The 19,726-nt window shown below is 44.7% G+C and carries 16 protein-coding genes; 11 read left to right on the top strand and 5 right to left on the bottom strand.

The genetic code is table 11. The annotated features are described in order from the left end of the window. Positions 1–108: 108 nt before the first annotated feature. Entirely contained in the window at positions 109–1,095 is a 987-nt protein-coding gene (locus tag LVD17_RS24245; RefSeq protein ID WP_306415959.1) for an NAD(P)H-quinone oxidoreductase, read from the top strand. A gap of 109 nt (positions 1,096–1,204) precedes the next feature. Here LVD17_RS24245 and LVD17_RS24240 read toward each other — a convergent pair whose 3' ends face one another. Further along, positions 1,205–2,740, bottom strand: a complete 1,536-nt coding sequence (locus LVD17_RS24240) for a GH3 family acyl-acid amido synthetase (protein ID WP_233762212.1) — start codon at positions 2,738–2,740, stop codon at positions 1,205–1,207. A 168-nt stretch (positions 2,741–2,908) separates the two neighbouring features. Between LVD17_RS24240 and LVD17_RS24235 the strand changes: the two genes are divergently transcribed. The 3 genes from LVD17_RS24235 (at position 2,909) to LVD17_RS24225 (ending at position 10,015) form a co-directional block, all read left to right on the top strand. Beyond that, positions 2,909–4,117 (top strand): BaiN/RdsA family NAD(P)/FAD-dependent oxidoreductase, encoded by a 1,209-nt coding sequence (locus LVD17_RS24235; protein ID WP_233762210.1) that lies wholly within the window; start codon positions 2,909–2,911, stop codon positions 4,115–4,117. Between the two features lie 234 nt (positions 4,118–4,351). Then, entirely contained in the window at positions 4,352–7,561 is a 3,210-nt protein-coding gene (locus LVD17_RS24230; protein WP_233762208.1) for a glycosyl hydrolase family 18 protein, read from the top strand. 84 nt (positions 7,562–7,645) lie between these two features. Next, positions 7,646–10,015, top strand: a complete 2,370-nt coding sequence (locus tag LVD17_RS24225; protein WP_233762206.1) for an Ig-like domain-containing protein — start codon at positions 7,646–7,648, stop codon at positions 10,013–10,015. A gap of 70 nt (positions 10,016–10,085) precedes the next feature. Here LVD17_RS24225 and LVD17_RS24220 read toward each other — a convergent pair whose 3' ends face one another. From LVD17_RS24220 to LVD17_RS24210, 3 genes are all read right to left on the bottom strand, one after another. Beyond that, complete coding sequence (locus LVD17_RS24220) at positions 10,086–10,679, bottom strand: hypothetical protein (RefSeq protein WP_233762204.1); 594 nt, start codon at positions 10,677–10,679, stop codon at positions 10,086–10,088. After that, a complete protein-coding gene (locus LVD17_RS24215) occupies positions 10,679–11,470 on the bottom strand; it encodes a metallophosphoesterase family protein (RefSeq protein WP_233762202.1) in 792 nt (263 codons plus the stop codon). The genes LVD17_RS24220 and LVD17_RS24215 overlap by 1 nt, the downstream gene beginning before the upstream one ends. Positions 11,471–11,716: 246 nt before the next feature. Beyond that, positions 11,717–11,929 carry a hypothetical protein gene (locus LVD17_RS24210; RefSeq protein WP_233762200.1) on the bottom strand — a complete coding sequence of 71 codons (213 nt, stop codon included), beginning with the start codon at positions 11,927–11,929 and terminating at the stop codon, positions 11,717–11,719. Between LVD17_RS24210 and LVD17_RS24205 the strand changes: the two genes are divergently transcribed. The 7 genes from LVD17_RS24205 to LVD17_RS24175 all read left to right on the top strand — a co-directional run bounded on the left by LVD17_RS24205 (position 11,928) and on the right by LVD17_RS24175 (position 17,943). Continuing rightward, the gene (locus LVD17_RS24205) at positions 11,928–12,302 is read left to right on the top strand and encodes a SpoIIAA family protein (protein ID WP_233762198.1); all 375 of its coding nucleotides are present in this window, start codon (positions 11,928–11,930) and stop codon (positions 12,300–12,302) included. The two genes, LVD17_RS24210 and LVD17_RS24205, sit on opposite strands and share 2 nt — an antisense overlap. 52 nt (positions 12,303–12,354) lie before the next feature. Beyond that, on the top strand, positions 12,355–13,653 hold the full coding sequence (locus tag LVD17_RS24200; RefSeq protein WP_233762196.1) for an NAD(P)/FAD-dependent oxidoreductase: 1,299 nt from the start codon (positions 12,355–12,357) through the stop codon (positions 13,651–13,653). A 34-nt stretch (positions 13,654–13,687) separates the two neighbouring features. After that, positions 13,688–14,593, top strand: coding sequence for a non-homologous end-joining DNA ligase (ligD, locus tag LVD17_RS24195; protein ID WP_233762194.1), 906 nt, complete (start codon positions 13,688–13,690; stop codon positions 14,591–14,593). Between the two features lie 183 nt (positions 14,594–14,776). After that, a complete protein-coding gene (locus LVD17_RS24190; RefSeq protein WP_233762192.1) occupies positions 14,777–15,391 on the top strand; it encodes a superoxide dismutase family protein in 615 nt (204 codons plus the stop codon). 30 nt (positions 15,392–15,421) lie between these two features. After that, positions 15,422–16,198, top strand: coding sequence for an MlaE family ABC transporter permease (locus LVD17_RS24185; RefSeq protein WP_233762190.1), 777 nt, complete (start codon positions 15,422–15,424; stop codon positions 16,196–16,198). Continuing rightward, complete coding sequence (locus tag LVD17_RS24180) at positions 16,198–16,941, top strand: ABC transporter ATP-binding protein (RefSeq protein ID WP_233762188.1); 744 nt, start codon at positions 16,198–16,200, stop codon at positions 16,939–16,941. The genes LVD17_RS24185 and LVD17_RS24180 overlap by 1 nt, the downstream gene beginning before the upstream one ends. Positions 16,942–16,965: 24 nt before the next feature. Beyond that, positions 16,966–17,943: an MlaD family protein gene (locus tag LVD17_RS24175; RefSeq protein WP_233762186.1), complete on the top strand. Its 978-nt coding sequence runs from the start codon at positions 16,966–16,968 to the stop codon at positions 17,941–17,943. 1 nt (position 17,944) lies between these two features. Here LVD17_RS24175 and LVD17_RS24170 read toward each other — a convergent pair whose 3' ends face one another. Continuing rightward, positions 17,945–19,531 carry a sensor histidine kinase gene (locus tag LVD17_RS24170; RefSeq protein WP_233762184.1) on the bottom strand — a complete coding sequence of 529 codons (1,587 nt, stop codon included), beginning with the start codon at positions 19,529–19,531 and terminating at the stop codon, positions 17,945–17,947. Positions 19,532–19,726 lie beyond the last annotated feature (195 nt).

Below are 19,726 nucleotides of genomic sequence, written 5' to 3'. Positions count from 1 at the left end.
AATCATATCTATTAAATAAATTCATCAAATGCCAGACGGTAAAGTTGATGCTTAATCCAGTGTGGAGTATGTTTATAACATCAATGAAATAATTCCAAAAGAAGCAAAATGATGCAAGCAATAGTAATTACCAGCCCCGGCGGACCTGAAGTACTTAAAATAGAGAAACGGAACAGGCCGGAAGTTGCAGACGGTGAGGTGCTTATAGAAGTTAAAGCTGCCGGAGTTAACCGACCTGATGTATTTCAGCGCAAGGGAAACTACCCGGCTCCTCCGGGTGTGCCGGATGATATTCCCGGGTTGGAGATAGCGGGCGTAGTTAAGGAAGTCAGGGAAGAGGGCAGCAGGTGGAAAGCGGGTGATAAGGTATGTGCTTTGTTGGGCGGAGGCGGGTATGCGGAATACGTAACGGTTTCTTCCGGTCAATGCCTGCCCATACCAGCCGGACTTGATTTTAAAGAGGCGGCATCACTGCCGGAAACTTTCTTTACTGTCTGGACCAATATATTTGACCGGGCAGGTTTTAAGACAGGGGAAAGGCTGCTGGTACATGGTGGCACTTCAGGGATAGGTGTGGCGGCTATTCAAATGGTAAAAGCCATGGGAGGTAAGGCTTACACCACAGCAGGGACCGGAGAGAAGTGCCGCCTGGCAGAACAAATCGGTGCCGAAAAAGCTGTTAACTATAATGAAACTGATTTTGAGGAGGCTTTAATGGCAGCCACCGGCAACGAGGGTGTGGATATTATCTTTGATATGATAGGAGGAGACTATACTCCTAAAAATATTAACCTGCTAAGAACGGAAGGCCGCCTGGTAATGATCAATGCCATGAAAGGAAAGAGAGGTGAGGTTGATCTGCTCAAAGTTATGCAGAAAAGGCTTACAATAACGGGATCGACTTTACGGGCACGCGATCATGCTTTTAAACATGCAATTGCCCAAAAACTGGAGCAAAACATTTGGCCATTTCTTGCGGATAAAACTATCAAACCAATAGTTTACAAAACCTTCCCGCTGGAGCAGGCTGCTGAGGCACATGCCTTGATGGAAAGCAGTAATCACATGGGTAAGATTGTGCTGACAGTTGGGTAAGATTTGCAAGTGTGTGCTGGCAGGGGACAGCGTAAGGACAGACAGTCGCCACCGCCCTCCCGACGCCGGGAAGGGTCTGATCTGTATGCCCGGGGAATAGGTGTCAATTCTAGCCGGTAGCTACCCTCAAAGTGCGCACAAAATTTTCCCATTCGCTGAATTGCTCCTCATCCATTACCCTTGCAGTTTTTACCTGGCCTCCTTTTTTGTTTTTCATTTCATTCCACTCATAAAATACATCAGGGCTGACCACTTCTATTACTACGTTCGACAGAGCCTGTTCACGTGCCGTTTGATAGTTATGGTTAACATTCCGTAAGGTGTTATCAATGAGTTGTCTTGCCCCATCCTTATCTTTAAGATCTTCTGACCCCAGGTACCATTTATGTATAAAATGATCACCCTGTTTAATAGCGGCTACAGTAAATTCCGTGATGGTTACACCGAGTTTTTCCTCCAGTGCTTGTATGGCGGTATTCATATCGTTTACCGAAAGTTTGGAACCCACTACATTGAGAAAATGCTTGGTACGGCCGGTAATATCTATTTCATAACGCTCTTTACTGGTAAGCTTTACCGTGTCTCCCAATACATACCTCCAGAGGCCCGAAACACTGGAAATCAGCAACACATACTCTTCGCCTTCTTCGATATCCTCCAGTGTCAGCGCTTTTGTGCCGGGCTTTACTGATCCGTCCTCCAGTATATTCTCTTCCGTAAAAGGTACAAACTCAAAATAAATCCCGTTGTCCAGCGACAGTTTCATCGAGTTGGTCTCAGGCCTTGCCTGAAAAGCAAGAAAGCCCTCAGAACAGAAATAAGTGTCAATGTAAATGAGTGGCTTTGCCAGCAGCTTTTCAAAACTCTTTTGATATGGGCCGAAGGCCACACCACCGGTAGCGTACACCCTCAGGTTAGGCCATATTTCATGGATGTTGCTCAGCCCGTGATATTCCATAACCTTTTTAAGCATAAGCTCAATCCATGATGGGATACCTGAAAGAGCCCCGATATCCCATTTCGGAGCTTGCTCGGCAATCTTCTGTATGCGCTCATCCCAGTCATCAATATTAAATATTTCCTCACCCGGGCGACAGTAATTTCTGAACCAGAAAGGGATATTACTTGTGCTAATGCCGCTAATATCCCCCTCAGTATATTCGCCATCCTCGTTAAGATTGGTACTACTGCTGAGCATCAGTATTTCCTTTTCAAAAAACTCAGCCGGAAGATTGAAATTTGATAAACAGGTAATTTGCTCTAAGCTGGCCTGCCTGGTTGCCTGTAGCATATCTTCTGTTACAGGTATTTTTTTGCTGACACCGCTGGTAGTTCCCGAGCTCAGAGCCAGGTAGCTTGGCTTCCCTGGCCAGGAAATGTCAGGTTGGCCCTGTTCCATTTTGAGCCACCAGTCGCTGCGCATTTTGTTATAGTGATAAACAGGCACACATTCCGCAAAGCTTTCTCTTATATTATCACTTTTCAAAATGTCCTTAAAATTGAAGTGCCTGCCAAATTCGGTGTCCTTTGCCTTATCCAGTAAGTTATAAAGGGTTTTCTCCTGAAGCCCCGCCGGGTCATCGTCACCGGATAACTTTCCCTTTAGCTCTATAGCCTTCTTTATTATGTTTCCCAGTATGGTCATTGGTTCAAATGGTTTTTCCCAGGATAAGAACCAAAATAATACCTGACCTTATTTTGGGGTTAAAACCGGATTTAGGAAGGAGAAGCTTGTATGATGAGGGAGTTTTCTTCTACAATATGTGGCTTTTGTGTAACTTATTGACTTGCTTTATGGCTGAATTTTTTATGAATGGAAATAGCCATTATTGGCGGCGGTGCCGCGGGGTTTTTTGCAGCAATTTCAGCAAAGCAGCATCATCCGGATGCTAACGTTACCATCTATGAAAAGTCCGCTAAGCTATTAGCCAAAGTCAAAGTATCCGGTGGAGGGCGATGCAATGTAACCCATGCATGCTTTAACATTTCTCAACTGGCCAAATTTTATCCCAGAGGTTCAAAGCAGCTAAAAAAAGCCTTTGGTACATTTTCTACTCAAAATACAGTAACCTGGTTTGAGCAGCGGGGAGTAAAATTAAAAACCGAGCCTGATAACCGCATGTTTCCGGTTACCGACGACTCCCAGACGATTATTGATTGTCTTATCAGGGAAACAGTAAAGCTCGGCATAAACATAAAGCAGAACTTCCCGGTATCAGGCCTTCATTCGGTTTCAAAAGGCTATTTACTCAAAGGGAAGGATGGCCTGACTGCAATGGCTGAAAAGGTAATAGTCACTACAGGGGGCAGCCCCAAACCGGAAGGTTTTAAATGGCTGGAGCAACTGGGGCATAAAATTGAAACACCTGTACCGTCATTGTTTACTTTTAATATGCCTCACGAGCCGATAAAGAAGCTAATGGGGCTTACGGCAAACCATGTTTCAGTACGTGTGCAGGGCACGAAACTGAAAGAGGAAGGCCCTCTGCTCATCACTCACTGGGGTATGAGCGGACCGGCAATACTCAAGCTTTCTGCCTATGGAGCCAGAGTGCTTCACCAGCTCAATTACAATTTCAAGATCCAGGTCAACTGGCTGGGCGAATTGACTGAGGCAGATATACAGCAGATACTTTCAGAACAGGCAGGAAACCACACCCGGAAAAAGCTGCAAAATGCTAATCCGTTTAACATACCCAACAGGCTATGGGATTTCCTGCTTTCTAAAATTGAACTCAGAGAGGATATTACCTGGGGTGAGCTGGGTAAGAAGGGCCATAACAAACTGGTGAACATCCTCATCAATGATATCTACGAAGTACAGGGGAAAACTACTTTCAAAGAGGAGTTTGTAACATGCGGCGGGGTAAGCCTGCAGGATATTGATTTTAATACTATGCAAAGCCGGAAGATGCCGGGCATTTACTTCGCCGGAGAAGTGCTTGATATTGATGGTGTAACCGGTGGTTTTAACTTTCAGGCTGCCTGGACCACCGGCTATATTGCAGGGCTTTTGAAATGAGCTGACCAATTGTAAATCAGGTGGTTTTACCTGCCGGTGGGGTGGCTTCTTCTGCACTTAGCTACACTTTACTTCCATTCAGCTAATAAAGTTGGAATTAGATGCTGATTTTGATAAATCATAGGTTATTGGTGCTCACACACCTATCGATTTTACAACCTAAAACCAACTATTATGACCAAATTACCCTACCAAAAATTATGTCTGTTACTTAAGGTTTGCTTTAAACAGCACATGCTTTTAGCATTAATATTCTTTATGGCAGCGGGTACAGCTGTCGCTCAGAATTTTTCTGCTACATGGACGCAGGGGCAGCGCCTGGCTCCCGACTTCACAGGGACTTTAAAGGTATCCAATCATACGTCCTCAGCCGTTGAGGATTACTATGTTGAATTTGAACTTAACCCTTACTACTCTCAGGTTACCAGCTACTCCGGTACTATTTCATCACTTGGAAACAACCGGTATAAATGGACACCACCTTCATGGGGCGGAGGTACTGCGCTTGGAGCCAATGCTTCAGTGGATATATCGGTAAATGCCAAATATGCGGGTATTTCCATACCTCCCTTTAATGCCACCATGCATGGTTCAAACATCAGTGCGTCGGGGTTTGAGGTAGAGAATCTGAGCCCTTTATTCCCTTCTCCATGTGGCAAGCCCCAGTGTGCCCCGGCTTCAGGTTACGATCCGTCTAAAAAGATCATAGCCTATTACATATCCTGGGGTGTATATGGAAGGAATTTCCATGTACAAAATATCCGGGCAGATAGGATGACCCATATCAATTTTGCCTTTGCCAACATCAATCCTTCAACGTATCGTATTGTGGTAGGTGATGAGTTTGCCGACCTGCAAAAGGAAGGAGGCAGCTTTGACAAGCTTTACCAGTTAAAGCAGTACTATCCGCACCTGAAAACTTTGATATCCGTAGGTGGGTGGACATGGTCTACGCATTTCTACGAAGCTGCCGCTACAGCAGCCAACCGCAAGGCTTTTGCAGAGTCTGTCCGTGAATTTTTAGTAAAGTATAAATTTGACGGAGTAGACCTGGACTGGGAGTATCCCGGTGGTGGCGGCAATGACGCAGGAAAGGGCAGCCCTGAAGATGGAGTAAACTATACAAAACTTGTACAGGCCATCCGTGCCGAACTCGATGCCCAGCAGACCATTGATGGTAAATACTATTATATCACTGCAGCAGTAGGTGCCGGTACTTCAAAGATTGACGCGATGGATGTACCCGGTTTCTTTAATGTGGTAGATTGGGTCAACATTATGACGTATGATATGAATGGGGCATGGGCCAATTATACAGGGCATCATGCACCTCTGTACAACAGTGCCGGTGACGGGGTCGGCAACCACCCCGACGGTTCTCCGATCATTGATCCGAAATTTAACGTTAACTCTGCTATCATGCACTACATCAGTAAGGGAGCTCCTGCCAGCAAAATTACGGCAGGGCTACCCATTTACAGCAGGGAGTGGCGCAATGTGCAGGCCGGAGATTCTCACGGGCTTTATCAGCCTTCTACTGCCACTCAGCCGCCTCCGGGCTCCTGGGATGAACCAGGGCAGCCATCTGGTGTACATGATTACAAAGATCTTGTATCTGATTTTATCAATAAAAATGGTTATACACGGTACTGGGATGACGTGGCCAAAGCTCCTTACCTCTATAACCCTAATCAAATGGGCGGCCATTTTATCTCTTATGAAGACAATCAATCACTTGACTACAAAATTGATTATATTCATAGTAATAGCCTGGCCGGCGCTATGTATTGGGAATCTACACAGGATGTAGCTTCGGGATCTAACTCCCTTATTGACAAGATATATGATGGCATTATGGCTGGAGGCTGCTCCCCAAACTGTCCGAATAACCCACCGGTGGCGGGCATTTCAAGCCCTTCCAGTGGAAGCAGTTTCATACAGGGAACCGATATTACCATAACAGCCACAGCATCTGATGCGGATGGAGTAGTCTCAAAAGTAGAGTTTTATGCCGGACAGACTAAATTGGGTGAGGACCTTAGCTCACCTTACAGTTATACCTGGACCAATGCTCCTCTGGGATCGCATAGCCTTACAGTAGTGGCTACCGACGATGATAATGCACAAACTACTTCAGGAGCTGTAAGCATTACAGTAAATGAGCCAGGGTCAAATGAAGCTCCGTCAGTAGCCATAACAAGCCCGGCTGAAGGAACAGCCGTTTTAGAAGGTGCCGCTATCACTATCACGGCGGATGCATCTGATAATGACGGAAACGTAGTGCTTGTAGAGTTTTATGAAGATGGTAACAAACTGGGAGAAGACACCTCGGAGCCTTTTAGTTATACCTGGAATGGTGCAGCCGTGGGGGCCTATGGACTTACTGCAAAAGCCACTGATAATGAAGGAGCAGCAACTATTTCAGCTGTTGTTAACATAACCGTTGAGACATCCGGCGGAGGTGATTGCGGGGGCTTGCCGCAATACGTGGCCGGTACCAGCTACAATCAGGACCAGGAGGTGAAGAATCTGAATCAGAAATTCAGATGCAATGTACCCGGCTGGTGTTCGTCAAATGCGGCATGGGCTTACGAGCCCGGAGCAGGACAGCACTGGCAGGATGCCTGGTCGTTGCTGGGAGACTGTGGAGGTGGAGATCCTGATCCGGACAATGAGGCTCCTTCTGTTTCCATTACTTCACCTGCCAATGGAGCTGATTTCAATGAAGGCGACAATATTACCCTTACTGCTTCAGCCACCGATAGTGACGGTACCGTTGCCAAAGTGGAGTATTTTCATGGAAGCACTAAAATTGGTGAGGCAATATCTGCTCCATACACTGTCACATGGAGTAATGTAAGCGCCGGCTCTTATACGGTAACAGCCAGGGCCACTGACAATGACGGAGCCACTGGTACAAGCACAGCCATATCTGTTTCAGTAACTACTACAGGTGGTGGAGATTGCGGGGGCTTACCCGTATGGTCTGCTTCCGAGATATATACGGGAGGTGATCAGGTGCAGTACAATGGTACTAAATATCAGGCCAATTACTGGACTCAGAACAACAATCCGGCAGAATTTTCTGATCCATATGAACATTGGACTAATATAGGAGCATGCGGTAGTAGCGCTGCCAGAACAGTGTCCTCAGGAATTTCAAAAGCTGATGAGTCAGGATTTGAATCTTTCAGCCTAAAACAGAATTACCCAAATCCCTTTTCAGCATACACAGTCATCGATTTTTCTATCCCTGAAAGTTCACCGGTTAGTCTGGTGATTTACAACAGCCTTGGAGCGGAAGTGCTCCGGGTTGTGGATAACGAGTTAACTGCAGGACAGTATCACTATGAATTGAATACCACCAGCTTACCAAGCGGTTTATACCACTGTCAGTTAAAGTCAGGTGGGCGTGTAATGACCCTGAAAATGTTCAAAAAATAACCTTCTTTTCCCCGGGACTGGTCTGGTTTATTCCAGACTGGTCCTTTTCTGAAAATCATTGATTATAAATATAAGATTATCCTTATGCAATATATCTATAAAAATATATCCTGCCATATTGCTATGTTTTTAATGGTAATACTGGCCTTTCTGGTCTTACCGGGCCAGCTATTTGCTTACGAACTGGACTGCAGCAGCGTACAGGCATGGAGTTCATCCACGGTTTATACCGGCGGAGCCGAGGTGCAATATAATGGCAATAAGTACCGCGCTAATTACTGGACACAGAATAACAATCCGGAAGAATACTCCGACCCCTATGAGCACTGGACCAACCTCGGGCCGTGTGATGGATCAGGCAGCAATCAGCCTCCTTCGGTAGCGTTGACAGCACCGTCAAATGGAGCTACTTATACAGAAGGTGATAATATCCAACTGCAAGCCAGTGCTTCGGATGCCGACGGTAGCGTAGCCAAAGTGGAATTTTACCAGGGGCAGACCAAATTGGGAGAAGACACTTCGTCGCCGTACAGTTTAACTTTAAGCAATGCCAGTGCAGGTAGTTTTTCATTTACAGCAAGAGCTTTTGACAATGAAGGTGCCAGCACGACATCATCAGTGGTATCAGTAACAGTGAACAGCTCGGGTTCTGGAGGAAGCTGTTCGGGTGTGCCTCAGTATGTGGCAGGTACGGCTTATAGTCAGAATCAGGAGGTGCAAAATGTCAGCAAAAAATATCGCTGCGATATCCCGGGGTGGTGCTCTTCGGCCGCTGCATGGGCTTATGCTCCGGGTGAAGGTCAGCACTGGCAGGATGCATGGACCTATGTCAGCGACTGCGATGGCGGTGGTGGTGATAATGAAAACCCTTCGGTTAGTATCACTTCTCCGGCTAATGGCAGCACCTATACTGCAGGTGACATCGTAAGTATATCAGCAAGTGCCAGCGATACAGATGGTACCGTTTCGAAGGTTGAGTTTTTCAGGAACGGAACCAAAATAGGTGAGGACACCTCCAGTCCGTATCAGGTAAACTGGACCAGCCTTGCAGGAAACTACTCTCTGACTGCCAAAGCTACTGATAATGACGGAGGTGCTGCTACTTCTGCTGCTGTATCCATAACAGTGGAATCTTCAGGTGGCGGTGGCGACGGTGAGCTACCCAAGCGACTTATAGTAGGATACTGGCATAATTTCAACAATGGCTCCGGTACCCTTAAGCTCAGGGATGTTTCTGACAAATGGGATGTAATCAATATAGCCTTTGCGGAACCTTCCACCCCGTCGGGAGCTAATATGACTTTTGCACCTGACCCTGCCATTTATCCTTCTGTTCAGGAGTTTAAAGACGATGTGGCATTACTTAGAAGCAGGGGTAAAAAAGTTTTGATATCTATTGGTGGAGCCAATGGGGCCATAGATGTCAGCAGCAGTTCGGATGCACAGGCATTCAGCAGCAGTATGATCAGCCTAATTAATGAATATGGCTTTAGTGGCATGGATATCGACCTGGAAGGGAGTTCATTATCTCTGGTTTCGGGCGATACCGACTTCAGGAACCCTACCTCACCTAAAATTGTACACTTCATAGCTGGGGCGCAAACTGTGATCAATAGCTTTGGCTCTGACTTTATCCTTTCCATGGCTCCGGAAACCGCCTTTGTGCAGGGTGGGTACAGTACTTACGCAGGTGCTTACGGCGCATATCTTCCTGTAATTTATGCTTTCAGAAATCAAATGGACTATATCCATGTGCAGCATTACAACTCAGGTTGTATGCTGGGGCTGGATGGCCGGTGCTACTCTCAAAGCACACCTGATTTTCATGTGGCTATGGCAGAAATGTTGTTGCAGGGTTTCCCCGTAGCCAGTAACCCTGCCGATTTCCCAGCTTTAAGGGTAGATCAGGTTGCTATAGGCTTGCCTGCCGCTCCGGCTGCTGCGGGTGGAGGATACACTACACCGGCTAATGTACATAAAGCACTGGATTACCTGATCAAAGGTATACCTTTTGGAGGAAGCTACACACTGATAAACTCCGGTGGATATGCTGACTTCAGAGGCCTGATGACCTGGTCAATCAACTGGGATATTGCCAATGGCTATGAATTTTCCAACAGCCACCGGCCGTATCTCGATGCACTGGATGGCGCTCTTACAGCACGGATGGCATCCGGTGAGGAGCAGCTTCAGCCAAAGGAAAAGGTTATGGGCGGATATCCTAATCCCTTTACTTTCGGGGCAACCATCGATTTTCATGTGAAAACCAATGGCCATACTTCGCTAGTCGTTTATGATAATGTAGGAAAGCGCGTGGCGGTATTGATTGATGGACCATTGAACAGCGGTCATCACTCCGTAAAGTGGAATGCCAGCAGCGTACCCACCGGTATTTATTTCCTCAGACTGACTACAGGAGGTGATGTGATCAATTACAAGATGTACAAAGAATAACTTTTCTTACTGATTGGGTTAATTAAAAATGTAAGGGCCCGGGAGCATATTGCTCCCGGGCCCTTACAGTTTAATTGAGCCGGAGCTTTACACCGAGGGCAAGGCTGAATACGTCCGAAATTTGCAAGCTCTCACTGTTTTGCATATAACTCAAAAACTCCAGATCATAAGTACCCAACTCATAATAAAAATCAAATGATTTTATGCGTTCCCGCTCACCGATATCCATCTGTATCCGTCCGCCTATGAATGCTCCGAAACGCAGTGATGTGGCCCACCAGTAATATCCTTTCGGATATTCATTGGGAAGAATGGTATCAAACTGGCTTCCGAAGGAATAGCTCAGGTAAGGCCCGATAGAAAACGGTATCAGGGTATATTCCTCATTTAAGGTAATCTTCCAGGGCGAGTATGTCATTTTTAGAGATGTGCTTATGATATGGTCTCCACCGATACTTTTGGGTAAATAACCAAAATAAAAATCTGTTTCAAGCTTTCCTTTGCCATGAAGATATCCCGTGCCGATTGAGAGGAAGCCGATATTTCCGGCAAATTGTACCTTTAAGTGGTCAGGGATTAGCCAGCTTTTTTTTACCTCATCATCTTGCCCTGAAGCAGTAAAAGCACCTGCGAACAAAAGAAATATAACAGTTAGGTTTTTCATTAGTAATTAACAATTTCTATTTGGGCATCAGTTGGGTTTAATGTAACTATGGCATAACCACCTTTCTGGGTAGTGGTGGTCACGAAGTACCGTACGCCATCGTCATAATATTCGTCATCCGAAAAAGAATGGCGGTGACCATGCAGGGAAAATAAAACATTGGGGTCAGCAGATAGCAGAGAGGCATATTCTTCCTCGAGGTCAGGATCGAAATCACCATCAAAGGGAGGAATATGAGATATAACAATTATTTTTTTATTGTCAGGGTTGTTCTCCAGTTGGCTACGCAGCCATACAAGGTCAGGAATGGTGCCGTCAAATTCATACTCCCTTGAGTTGGTATTGAGCATAATAAATTTGTAGTTGCCATATTCAAACGAATAATCCATGGCTCCGTACATTTCCTGATAAACCTTTCGGCCATTGGCGAGCAGATCATGGTTACCGATCACCGTAAGGTATGGGAATTTGACCTTGGACATGATATCATGTACCCATTGAAATTCCTGAGCCAAGCCGAAGTCAGATATATCTCCGGCATGTACCACAAAATCAATGTCGTTATATTGGTTGATGCTTTTGACAAAATCTTCTGTTTCATCATAAAACCGCTGAGTATCACCCATTAAAGCAAATCTAATGGTAGTCGGGGCAGGTTTTTCCTTTATCAAAGCAATATTTCTGGCGGTAAGGTCCTTCTCGTCATCCTCAAGAATAATCTGGTTAGGGTTGTATTCAAAACAGGACGTACATGCTAAAGCCAGGGCAACAAATAGTATGGTTTTTTTCATTTTCAATCTCCTCAGACAATCATAAAAACGGGCGCTAAATTAAAATGTTCGTTTTTTTTCAGGCGATATGTTGCGCCCCGGAAGTGCTTTACAGGAATGTAACACGCAAGTAACACTACATGAATAATTTATCGCCGGTAGGCCATGATTTTTGATGATGCTCCCCATATAAAAGAATTATAAGGAAAGTGGCATCGTAAGAAATATCAAAACCCTGAGCAAAGTAGTTCCTAACCGTGGCGATTATTACACGGAAGCTGATGGTACAACTATTTCCTTAACAGAAAAGAAAGCTTTTTCAATGACTCCGCTTGAAGCGGAAAGGGTTTCACTGATCTGAATAAGCCTGTTTTGATGTGTTTCTATTGATATGGAGTTTCTGCATTTTGCTGCTGAAGCATAACGCGGTATAGTTTTTTCCTTTATGAAAAGTATAACATTATAAAAAGCAAAAATCATGATTGAGATATTAACCAGCAACCACGATAATGCGGTAGCTATCCGTATGAACGGTGAGCTTACCACGAAAGATTATGAACCAGTAGTGAGCCTGCTGGAGGATAAAATAAGCAAACATGGAAAAATCAATCTCTACTGCGAAGTAGGCGAGCTGGAAGAGGTGGAGCCTGGTGCTATATGGAAAGATTTGAAATTTGATGCCCGGCATTTTAATGATTTTGAACGTGTGGCCATGGTAGGTGACAAGCAATGGCTGGAATGGGGAGCCAAATTTGCCAGGCCATTTACTTCAGCTCAGGTGGAATACTTCGATATGTCGGAGAAGGCCAGGGCCATGCAATGGGTAGTTGCAGAATCGAATGTACCACACTAATGCACGGGAGTAATTATATTATGTATGACGCAATCAACACTTCAACTTATTGATGAGGAAACAGAAAAGACTCCGGTGGGAGAAATTGCAGACCTGGGGAATCAGGAAAACTGAGCGTAAGCGGCTGGTAATTGTTGGGGGTGGATTTGCCGGACTTCACCTTATTAGAAATCTTCAAAAGAGCGACATCCAGGTTGTACTTATTGATAAGCGCAACCACCATACCTTTCAACCTTTACTTTACCAGGTTGCTACTTCAGGTCTGGAGGCTGACGCGGTGGCATATCCACTGAGGAAGCCATTGCGCAGACATCCCGATTATCATTTCAGAATGGCTGAGGTTAAGCTCATAAAAGCCGGAGACAATGTGATTGTTACCAACCGTGGAGCCCTTGCCTATGACTACCTTGTGATAGCCACAGGTGCGCGTACTAATTATTTTGGCATAGAAAGTATTCAAAAACACGCGTTGCCAATGAAAAGTGTGGACGAAGCACTCAAAATCAGAAACCGGATTTTACAAAACTTTGAGGACGCCTTGCTTACCCATGATCCGCATGAGCGCCAAAAGCTTACCAACGTGGTAATAGCCGGTGGAGGGCCTACAGGTGTGGAGCTGGCGGGGTCAATTGCTGAATTCCGCCGGTATATTATGCCAAAAGACTATGCTGACCTTGATACGGAGCGGTCCAGAATATACCTTATCGAACTTTTACCGGAATTGCTGGCTTCCATGTCTGATGAGGCCTCTGCCAAATCGGAGTTGTACCTGCAGCAGCTTGGTGTGAATATTAAAAAGGAAACCAAAATACTCAGCTACAATGGTGAGATAGTTGAAACAGATGGAGAAAATATACCGGCTAAAACTATGATATGGACAGGGGGAGTGTCAGGTGCATTTCCCGAAGGTATTAATGATGAACTGATCACCAAAAAAGGAAGGATAAAGGCTGATACCACCGGGAAGGTAAAAGGGTATGAGCGAATATTTGCATTGGGGGACGTCGCTAGCATCGAGACCGATGAATACCCAAATGGCTATCCGCAGTTGGCATCTGTTGCCGTACAGCAGGGAAAATTCATGGCGGAGAACATTATACGGATGAGTAAGGGAAAACCATTAAAACCTTTCAAATATAAAAATAACGGAACTATGGCCACAATAGGCCGTAAAAAGGCCGTTGTAGATCTGCCAGGCCTAAAGTTTCAGGGTGCCGCTGCCTGGTTGGTATGGCTTGGGGTACACCTTTTTTCCCTGGTGGGTTTTAAAAACAGGCTGGTAACTTTTATAAACTGGGCCTGGAGCTACATCAGGTACGACAGGGAAACACGACTCATTATTAAAGATTAGGGAGCTCGCCCAGGTTAAAAAATAAGCTCCTATTATGAAAGCAGGCCGGAGAAATATAGAGATCAGCAATGAAGACAAGGTGATCTACCAGGGGCAGGGAGTGAAGGCAGATATTATTAACTACTACAAAGAGGTAGCTCCTTTAATGCTGCCACACCTTGCAAACAGGCCGCTTATGCTGCAACGTTTTCCTGATGGTATTCATAAAAATGGTTTCTACCAGAAGGAGGCTTCAGACTATTTTCCAAACTGGATAAAGACTGCTACAGTATCGAAGGAAGGAGGGAAAGTTAACCATACCATTTGTAATAATGTAGCTACCCTTGTGTATCTGGCTAACCAGGCCACCATAGCCTTCCATACCTGGCTATCAATCATACCTGAGGTCAATTATCCTGATAAATTCATTATAGATCTTGATCCTCCCTCGGATGAATTTGTAAAGGTGAGAACTGCTGCACTTATTATTAAAAGTTTTTTTGATGAAATAGGAGTTACCTCTTTTGTGATGACCACAGGCTCTTCGGGTGTACATATCGTAGTGCCGCTGGACGGAAAGGCTACATTTGATCAAAGCCGAAAAATAGGAGGGAAAATAGCCATTTATCTTACGCGGTGGCATTCTGATGTTTTTACCACAGAGAAATTCATTAAGAAAAGAGAGGGGAAAATATACTTTGATATTCAGAGAAACGGCTATGCGCAGACAGCGGTCTCTCCTTATAGTTTAAGGCCCCTGCCTCATGCCCCTATAGCTACCCCATTGCATTGGAGCGAACTGGATAATAAAAATATACATTCGCGAGCTTTCAATATAAGCAACATATTGGATAGACTGGCGGTCGTTAGCGATCCCTGGAAAGGGATGAGGCGACATGCCACCGGCATACAAAGGCTAACAATGAAGCTCAAAAAAGTGCCTGTTTCACGGGTCAGTTGATCGCTTTGTGTGTAAAATACTCCACAATGAGGCATATAATGTCCTTCGCCGGTAAATGCCAGCCGTATTAAAAGCTTCATATAAATCCTAAAGGGAGCCCTTTAGCTACTGCATGGCCTTTTTAATCTTTTCTGGCATGTATTTTTAGGCTATTTCAGTATCTAACCACAAACTAATTGACTTATGAAAATTTTAAAGAATCATCTACCTGTTTTTGGTCTGGTTATATTGCTTTTTAGCTGTGGGCCAGGTTCGGAAGATCGACGAGATACAATGGAGGATAATGGAGAGCTTAATGAATCTGCAGAGGACATTACCGATGAAGATATGAATACCGAAAATGTTGAAGAAATGGCCTTTGCCGACATACACAGCGCCAGTGGCAGCACCCTTACAGGAAAGGCTACCTTTACCAATACCGGAAATGAGCGGGTAAAATTTGAGCTTAATGTTGAAAATGCCAAACCAGGATCACATGCGGTACATATTCATGAAAAGGGTGATTGCAGTGCTAAAGATGCAAAATCAGCCGGCGGACACTGGAATCCCACCAATGAAAAACACGGTAAGCGGGGTAACCCTCCGTTTCATAAAGGAGACATCGGAAATATGGAAGTAGACACTGATGGCAAAGGTTCAATGTCTATGACGATAGAAGGCTGGTGTATTGATGGAGACAGTCTTTGCAGTATTATTGATAAGGCGGTGATCATACATACCGGAGCAGATGATTTTACTTCTCAACCCTCAGGTGCTGCCGGTGACAGGATAGGCTGTGGCGTAATTAAAAACCAGTAATAAGTACAAAGCCGGACATCCGGATACTCAATGAAATTTGCAGAATCATTACCCGGCTCGTTTCAGGATTTCTTTCTCAACGTTGCAGGGATAGGTCGTTTTACCAGACGTTTTTTTAAACAACTACTAAAGCCACCACTGGAGTGGCGGGAAGTGCTGAACCAGGCGTATCAACTGGGATACAACTCCTTGTTTTTAGTCAGCATAACAGGCTTCATCATTGGTCTGGTTATGACTTTGCAAACCAAACCCACTATGGAGCAGTTTGGTGCTGAGTCATGGCTGCCGGCCATGGTTTCTATATCTATTATCAGAGAGATAGGTCCCGTGTTAACGGCGCTGATCTGTGCAGGTAAGGTAGGCTCCGGCATAGGAGCGGAGCTGGGCTCTATGAAGGTGTCTGAGCAAATAGACGCGATGACGGTGTCAGGAGCTAATGCTTTTAACTACCTGGTGGTGACCCGTGTGATAGCGACAACCATTACCATTCCTGTTTTAGTCATTTATGCCGACACCATTGCGCTTATGGGCTCATATGTAGGTGTTAATATTGAAGGAGATGTAAGCCCTACGCTTTTTTATAAGCAATCGCTGGATATACTGGTTTACACGGATGTGATCCCTCCGACCATTAAAAGCTTTTTCTTCGGGTTTGCCATCGGAATAATAGGGTGCTACAAAGGGACCACAGCCGATAAAGGTACAACGGGAGTGGGCAGGGCCGCTAATTCAGCAGTTGTGATTTCGTCATTATTCATTTTTGTCATAGACCTTATTGCTGTTCAGTTAACTCAGCTTTTTATCTGATGAATAAACAAGAGGAAATAGTGATTGATGTGAAGAATCTACATAAATCATTTGGTGATAATCAGGTGCTGAAAGGACTTGACCTGGAACTTCGTAAAGGTGAGAATATAGTAGTGCTTGGCAAAAGCGGAACGGGTAAGTCTGTGTTTATCAAATGTATTGTAAAGCTGATAGAACCCGACGAAGGTAAGCTGGAAGTATTGCAAAAGAATGTACAGCGCCTGACTGAAGAAGATGAGCTGAATGCCTTAAGGAGAAAAGTAGGCTTCTTGTTTCAGGGGGGCGCTCTCTATGATTCAATGACTGTTGAGGAAAACCTTCGGTTTCCGTTAAGAAGAATGCCAGATAAGCCTTCTGCCAGTGAGATCCGGGACAGGATACAGCAGGCCTTAAAAAATGTGGGGCTGGAGAAAGCCATCCATAAGATGCCCTCAGAGCTTTCAGGAGGAATGAAAAAGCGAATTGCCCTGGCCAGAACGTTGATCCTGCAGCCAGATATCGTACTTTATGATGAGCCGACCACCGGCCTTGACCCCGCTACATCCAAAGAGATCAGTGAACTGATTGTAGAAATGCAGGAAACCTACCGCACTTCGTCAATCATTATAACGCATGACATGTCGTGCGCGAGGATTACCTCCAACCGCATGAAAGTGATCAGAGACGGTGTGTTTCAATATGAGGGTACATTTGATGAGTTAAAAAGAACAGACGATGAGTGGTTACACGACTTTTTTGAATAATATGGGCTTTAATCAACAAAACTGATGAGTAGTAAAATTAAAAAAGATATAACGCTGGGTATATTTATTGTTCTCGGTCTGGTACTGTTTATAGGGCTGATCTATTATATAGGTAGTCAGCAGCAGCTTTTTGGCAGCAAGGTAAAGGTAACGGCTTTATTCAAAAATGTAGGAGGGCTACAGTCCGGCAATAATGTGAGGTTTTCGGGAATCAAGGTGGGTACGGTTAAGGGAATTGAAATAGCTACCGACTCTACTGCGAGGGTCACCCTCCTGATCAATGAAAATGCAAGTCGTTTCATTAAGCAGGATGCATTTGCCACCATTGATTCGGATGGGCTTATGGGCAACAAAATAGTAAGTATCTCGGCAGGGTCGGCTCAGGCCCCCGTTTTGAAAGACGGCGATGTTCTCAAAACCAAAGAGCCGGTAAGTATAGATGACGTTATAGCCTCATTCAAAAGGACTTCCGACAATGCCCGCGAACTAACAGGTAATCTCAATGAAATAAGCCGGCAGATAAAGAATGCGGAAGGATTATTAGGAAAGGTAGTTTCTGATTCCGTGCTGGCGGGCAGGGTATCTCACATAGTTGGGTCAATAGAAAAGACCAGTGTAAATGCTGCCCAAATTACCGATCAGATTGAGCTGGCAGCGATGAGACTGAACAGCGGAGACGGCTTACTGGCCAGGGCTATACATGATGAAGAACTTGGCAAGTCTGTTGAAACGACACTTGATTCGGTAAGGTATGCAGGGAAGAACCTGGCTGATGCCAGCCGTGACCTGAAGAGGTTTATGCACCGGCTGAATGATAACGAAGGCTTACTTGACAAATTGCTCAATGACAGTATTACCGCCAGGAATCTCCAGGAGACCATGTACAACGTGAAAACAGGGACTGAAGACCTGGATGAGGTGATGAATACCTTAAACAATAGCTGGCTTTTGAATCTGTTTTCCAGGAACAAAAAAGAGGGAAAAGATAAGACAGAGCGATAGTTTACCTTATAACAGGCTTCGAGGGCAGTTTTACATAGAAAGTAGAGCCTTTTCCTATTTCACTTTCAGCCCATATTTTACCCCGGTGGCGCTCCACAATTTCCCTGGAGAGGTAGAGACCGAGGCCAAGCCCGGAGTTGTGATAGCTCAGTGCATGGGCACGACTGAAGCGCTTGAAAATATTATCGAGTTCCTCTCCGGGAATACCTATTCCCTTGTCTTTAACAGTAATCAACACCTCATCGTTTTCTTTTTCGGCTTTGAGAAGTATATCATTATTGTCAGGTGAGTATTTCACTGCATTGTTAAGCAGACTGTCCAGAACCTGCTCCAGCCTTTCTTTGTCGCCATACATTTTACCCTTCATGTTATAATGACATTCGATCTGGTGTTTTTTGGATATGTTTCTGGCATTATTGCTGCAAATCTCCAGCACCTCTTTAAGATTAAAATAACTAAAATTATATGGCAGCCTGCCGGTATTTGTGGTGCTCACATCAAAGAGTCCCGTTATGAGGCGGTGGAGTTGATTAATGTAACTATTGGCTTTGCCCAGATAGTTTCTTAGGGTAGTATGGTCGAGATCTTCTATATCCAGCAGCATAAGCTCAATATAAGCTTTGATCGTAGTCAATGGAGTTTTGAGTTCGTGGCTGGCCATTTCTATGAATTCGTCTTTTTGGAGGATAAGCCGCTCTTTCTCCTCAGCGAGTTTAGTGAGTTCATCGTAGTATTTCACCTTATCCGTGACATCCATGATCATCGAAACAAACCCCATAATTTCACCCTGATCATTAATGTCAGGCAGATAGATGACCTCCAGATGCTGTTGTACATCTTTTTTTGGCTGTATTTTTATTTCAAAACTCTGTACTTTCCCCTGTAGTACGGCCTCAATATTTTTGGAAATATCTTTAGATAAATAAGGCGCCAGAAAATCTTCAACTTTCTTTCCCACAATTTCTTTTCTTGATGTATGGAAGTTCTTTACATAAGCTTCATTGACAAACCTGTATCGGTGCTCGTTATCAACATAAGACACCATTGCCGGTATGATATCAGTAATTAGCCTGAGGCGTTTATCAATGGTCCCCAGAGCCTCCGATGTTTCTGTTTGTTTTCTGCTTATGACCATGATATGATCGTTTTTCCGTACGATCTCCTGCCGGCTTAGCACTTCCTCAGTTATATCTTCCACACTATGTATAATATATTCAACATCCCCGGTATTATCCAGCACGGGAATGTTGGAAGGGCACCAGTAGCGTGTCTCAAATTCGGTGCACTCCGACGTTCTTTTGGGGATGTCGTAATGCTGGATGTCCATAATATGAGTTTTTCCGGTACGCAATACCTGGCTAAGGGATTCATTCAGTTTTTCTGTGGCTCTGGCTTCCGGTACGGCAGGGTTATCGGGAAATATATCAAAAATGTATTTGTTGATAATTTCCGACCTTTTGGTGAGCGTGGCAGAAAGGTAACTGTCGCTGGCTGCTACAATAGTTAAATCAGGGTTCAATATTAAATATCTACCAGGAAGATGGTTGAATATCTGTCTGTACTTTATGTCTACTTCAGGATATGACATGGCAATATTGAGGTTGACAGCTTCATAAGCGGATTTGAGCCTTACAAATTTTAAACATTTAAACTTTCATTTCACAGCAACAGTCAGAACCCCAAAATGTTTATAAAGCACTGGTACTCTTTACCTGCGGTACTGTCGCTCATTTAAAATCGTGGCCTCTTATTTGGTTTAATAGTATTAAAAGAAATATAGCCG

The organism is Fulvivirga ulvae (genome assembly GCF_021389975.1).
Taxonomy (GTDB): Bacteria; Bacteroidota; Bacteroidia; order Cytophagales; family Cyclobacteriaceae; genus Fulvivirga; species Fulvivirga ulvae.
Note: the sequence above shows the minus strand (reverse complement) of the source record. Positions and strands in the feature narration are given on the sequence as shown.

Excerpts from the sequence above, each read along its gene's own strand:
- LVD17_RS24245 (WP_306415959.1), top strand. The coding sequence starts at position 109 with ATGATGCAAGCAATAGTAATTACCAGCCCCGGCGGACCTGAAGTACTT.
- LVD17_RS24240 (WP_233762212.1), bottom strand. The coding sequence starts at position 2,740 with ATGACCATACTGGGAAACATAATAAAGAAGGCTATAGAGCTAAAGGGA.
- LVD17_RS24235 (WP_233762210.1), top strand. The coding sequence starts at position 2,909 with ATGGAAATAGCCATTATTGGCGGCGGTGCCGCGGGGTTTTTTGCAGCA.
- LVD17_RS24230 (WP_233762208.1), top strand. The coding sequence starts at position 4,352 with ATGCTTTTAGCATTAATATTCTTTATGGCAGCGGGTACAGCTGTCGCT.
- LVD17_RS24225 (WP_233762206.1), top strand. The coding sequence starts at position 7,646 with ATGCAATATATCTATAAAAATATATCCTGCCATATTGCTATGTTTTTA.
- LVD17_RS24220 (WP_233762204.1), bottom strand. The coding sequence starts at position 10,679 with ATGAAAAACCTAACTGTTATATTTCTTTTGTTCGCAGGTGCTTTTACT.
- LVD17_RS24215 (WP_233762202.1), bottom strand. The coding sequence starts at position 11,470 with ATGAAAAAAACCATACTATTTGTTGCCCTGGCTTTAGCATGTACGTCC.
- LVD17_RS24205 (WP_233762198.1), top strand. The coding sequence starts at position 11,928 with ATGATTGAGATATTAACCAGCAACCACGATAATGCGGTAGCTATCCGT.
- LVD17_RS24210 (WP_233762200.1), bottom strand. The coding sequence starts at position 11,929 with ATGATTTTTGCTTTTTATAATGTTATACTTTTCATAAAGGAAAAAACT.
- LVD17_RS24200 (WP_233762196.1), top strand. The coding sequence starts at position 12,355 with ATGAGGAAACAGAAAAGACTCCGGTGGGAGAAATTGCAGACCTGGGGA.
- ligD (WP_233762194.1), top strand. The coding sequence starts at position 13,688 with ATGAAAGCAGGCCGGAGAAATATAGAGATCAGCAATGAAGACAAGGTG.
- LVD17_RS24190 (WP_233762192.1), top strand. The coding sequence starts at position 14,777 with ATGAAAATTTTAAAGAATCATCTACCTGTTTTTGGTCTGGTTATATTG.
- LVD17_RS24185 (WP_233762190.1), top strand. The coding sequence starts at position 15,422 with ATGAAATTTGCAGAATCATTACCCGGCTCGTTTCAGGATTTCTTTCTC.
- LVD17_RS24180 (WP_233762188.1), top strand. The coding sequence starts at position 16,198 with ATGAATAAACAAGAGGAAATAGTGATTGATGTGAAGAATCTACATAAA.
- LVD17_RS24175 (WP_233762186.1), top strand. The coding sequence starts at position 16,966 with ATGAGTAGTAAAATTAAAAAAGATATAACGCTGGGTATATTTATTGTT.
- LVD17_RS24170 (WP_233762184.1), bottom strand. The coding sequence starts at position 19,531 with ATGTCATATCCTGAAGTAGACATAAAGTACAGACAGATATTCAACCAT.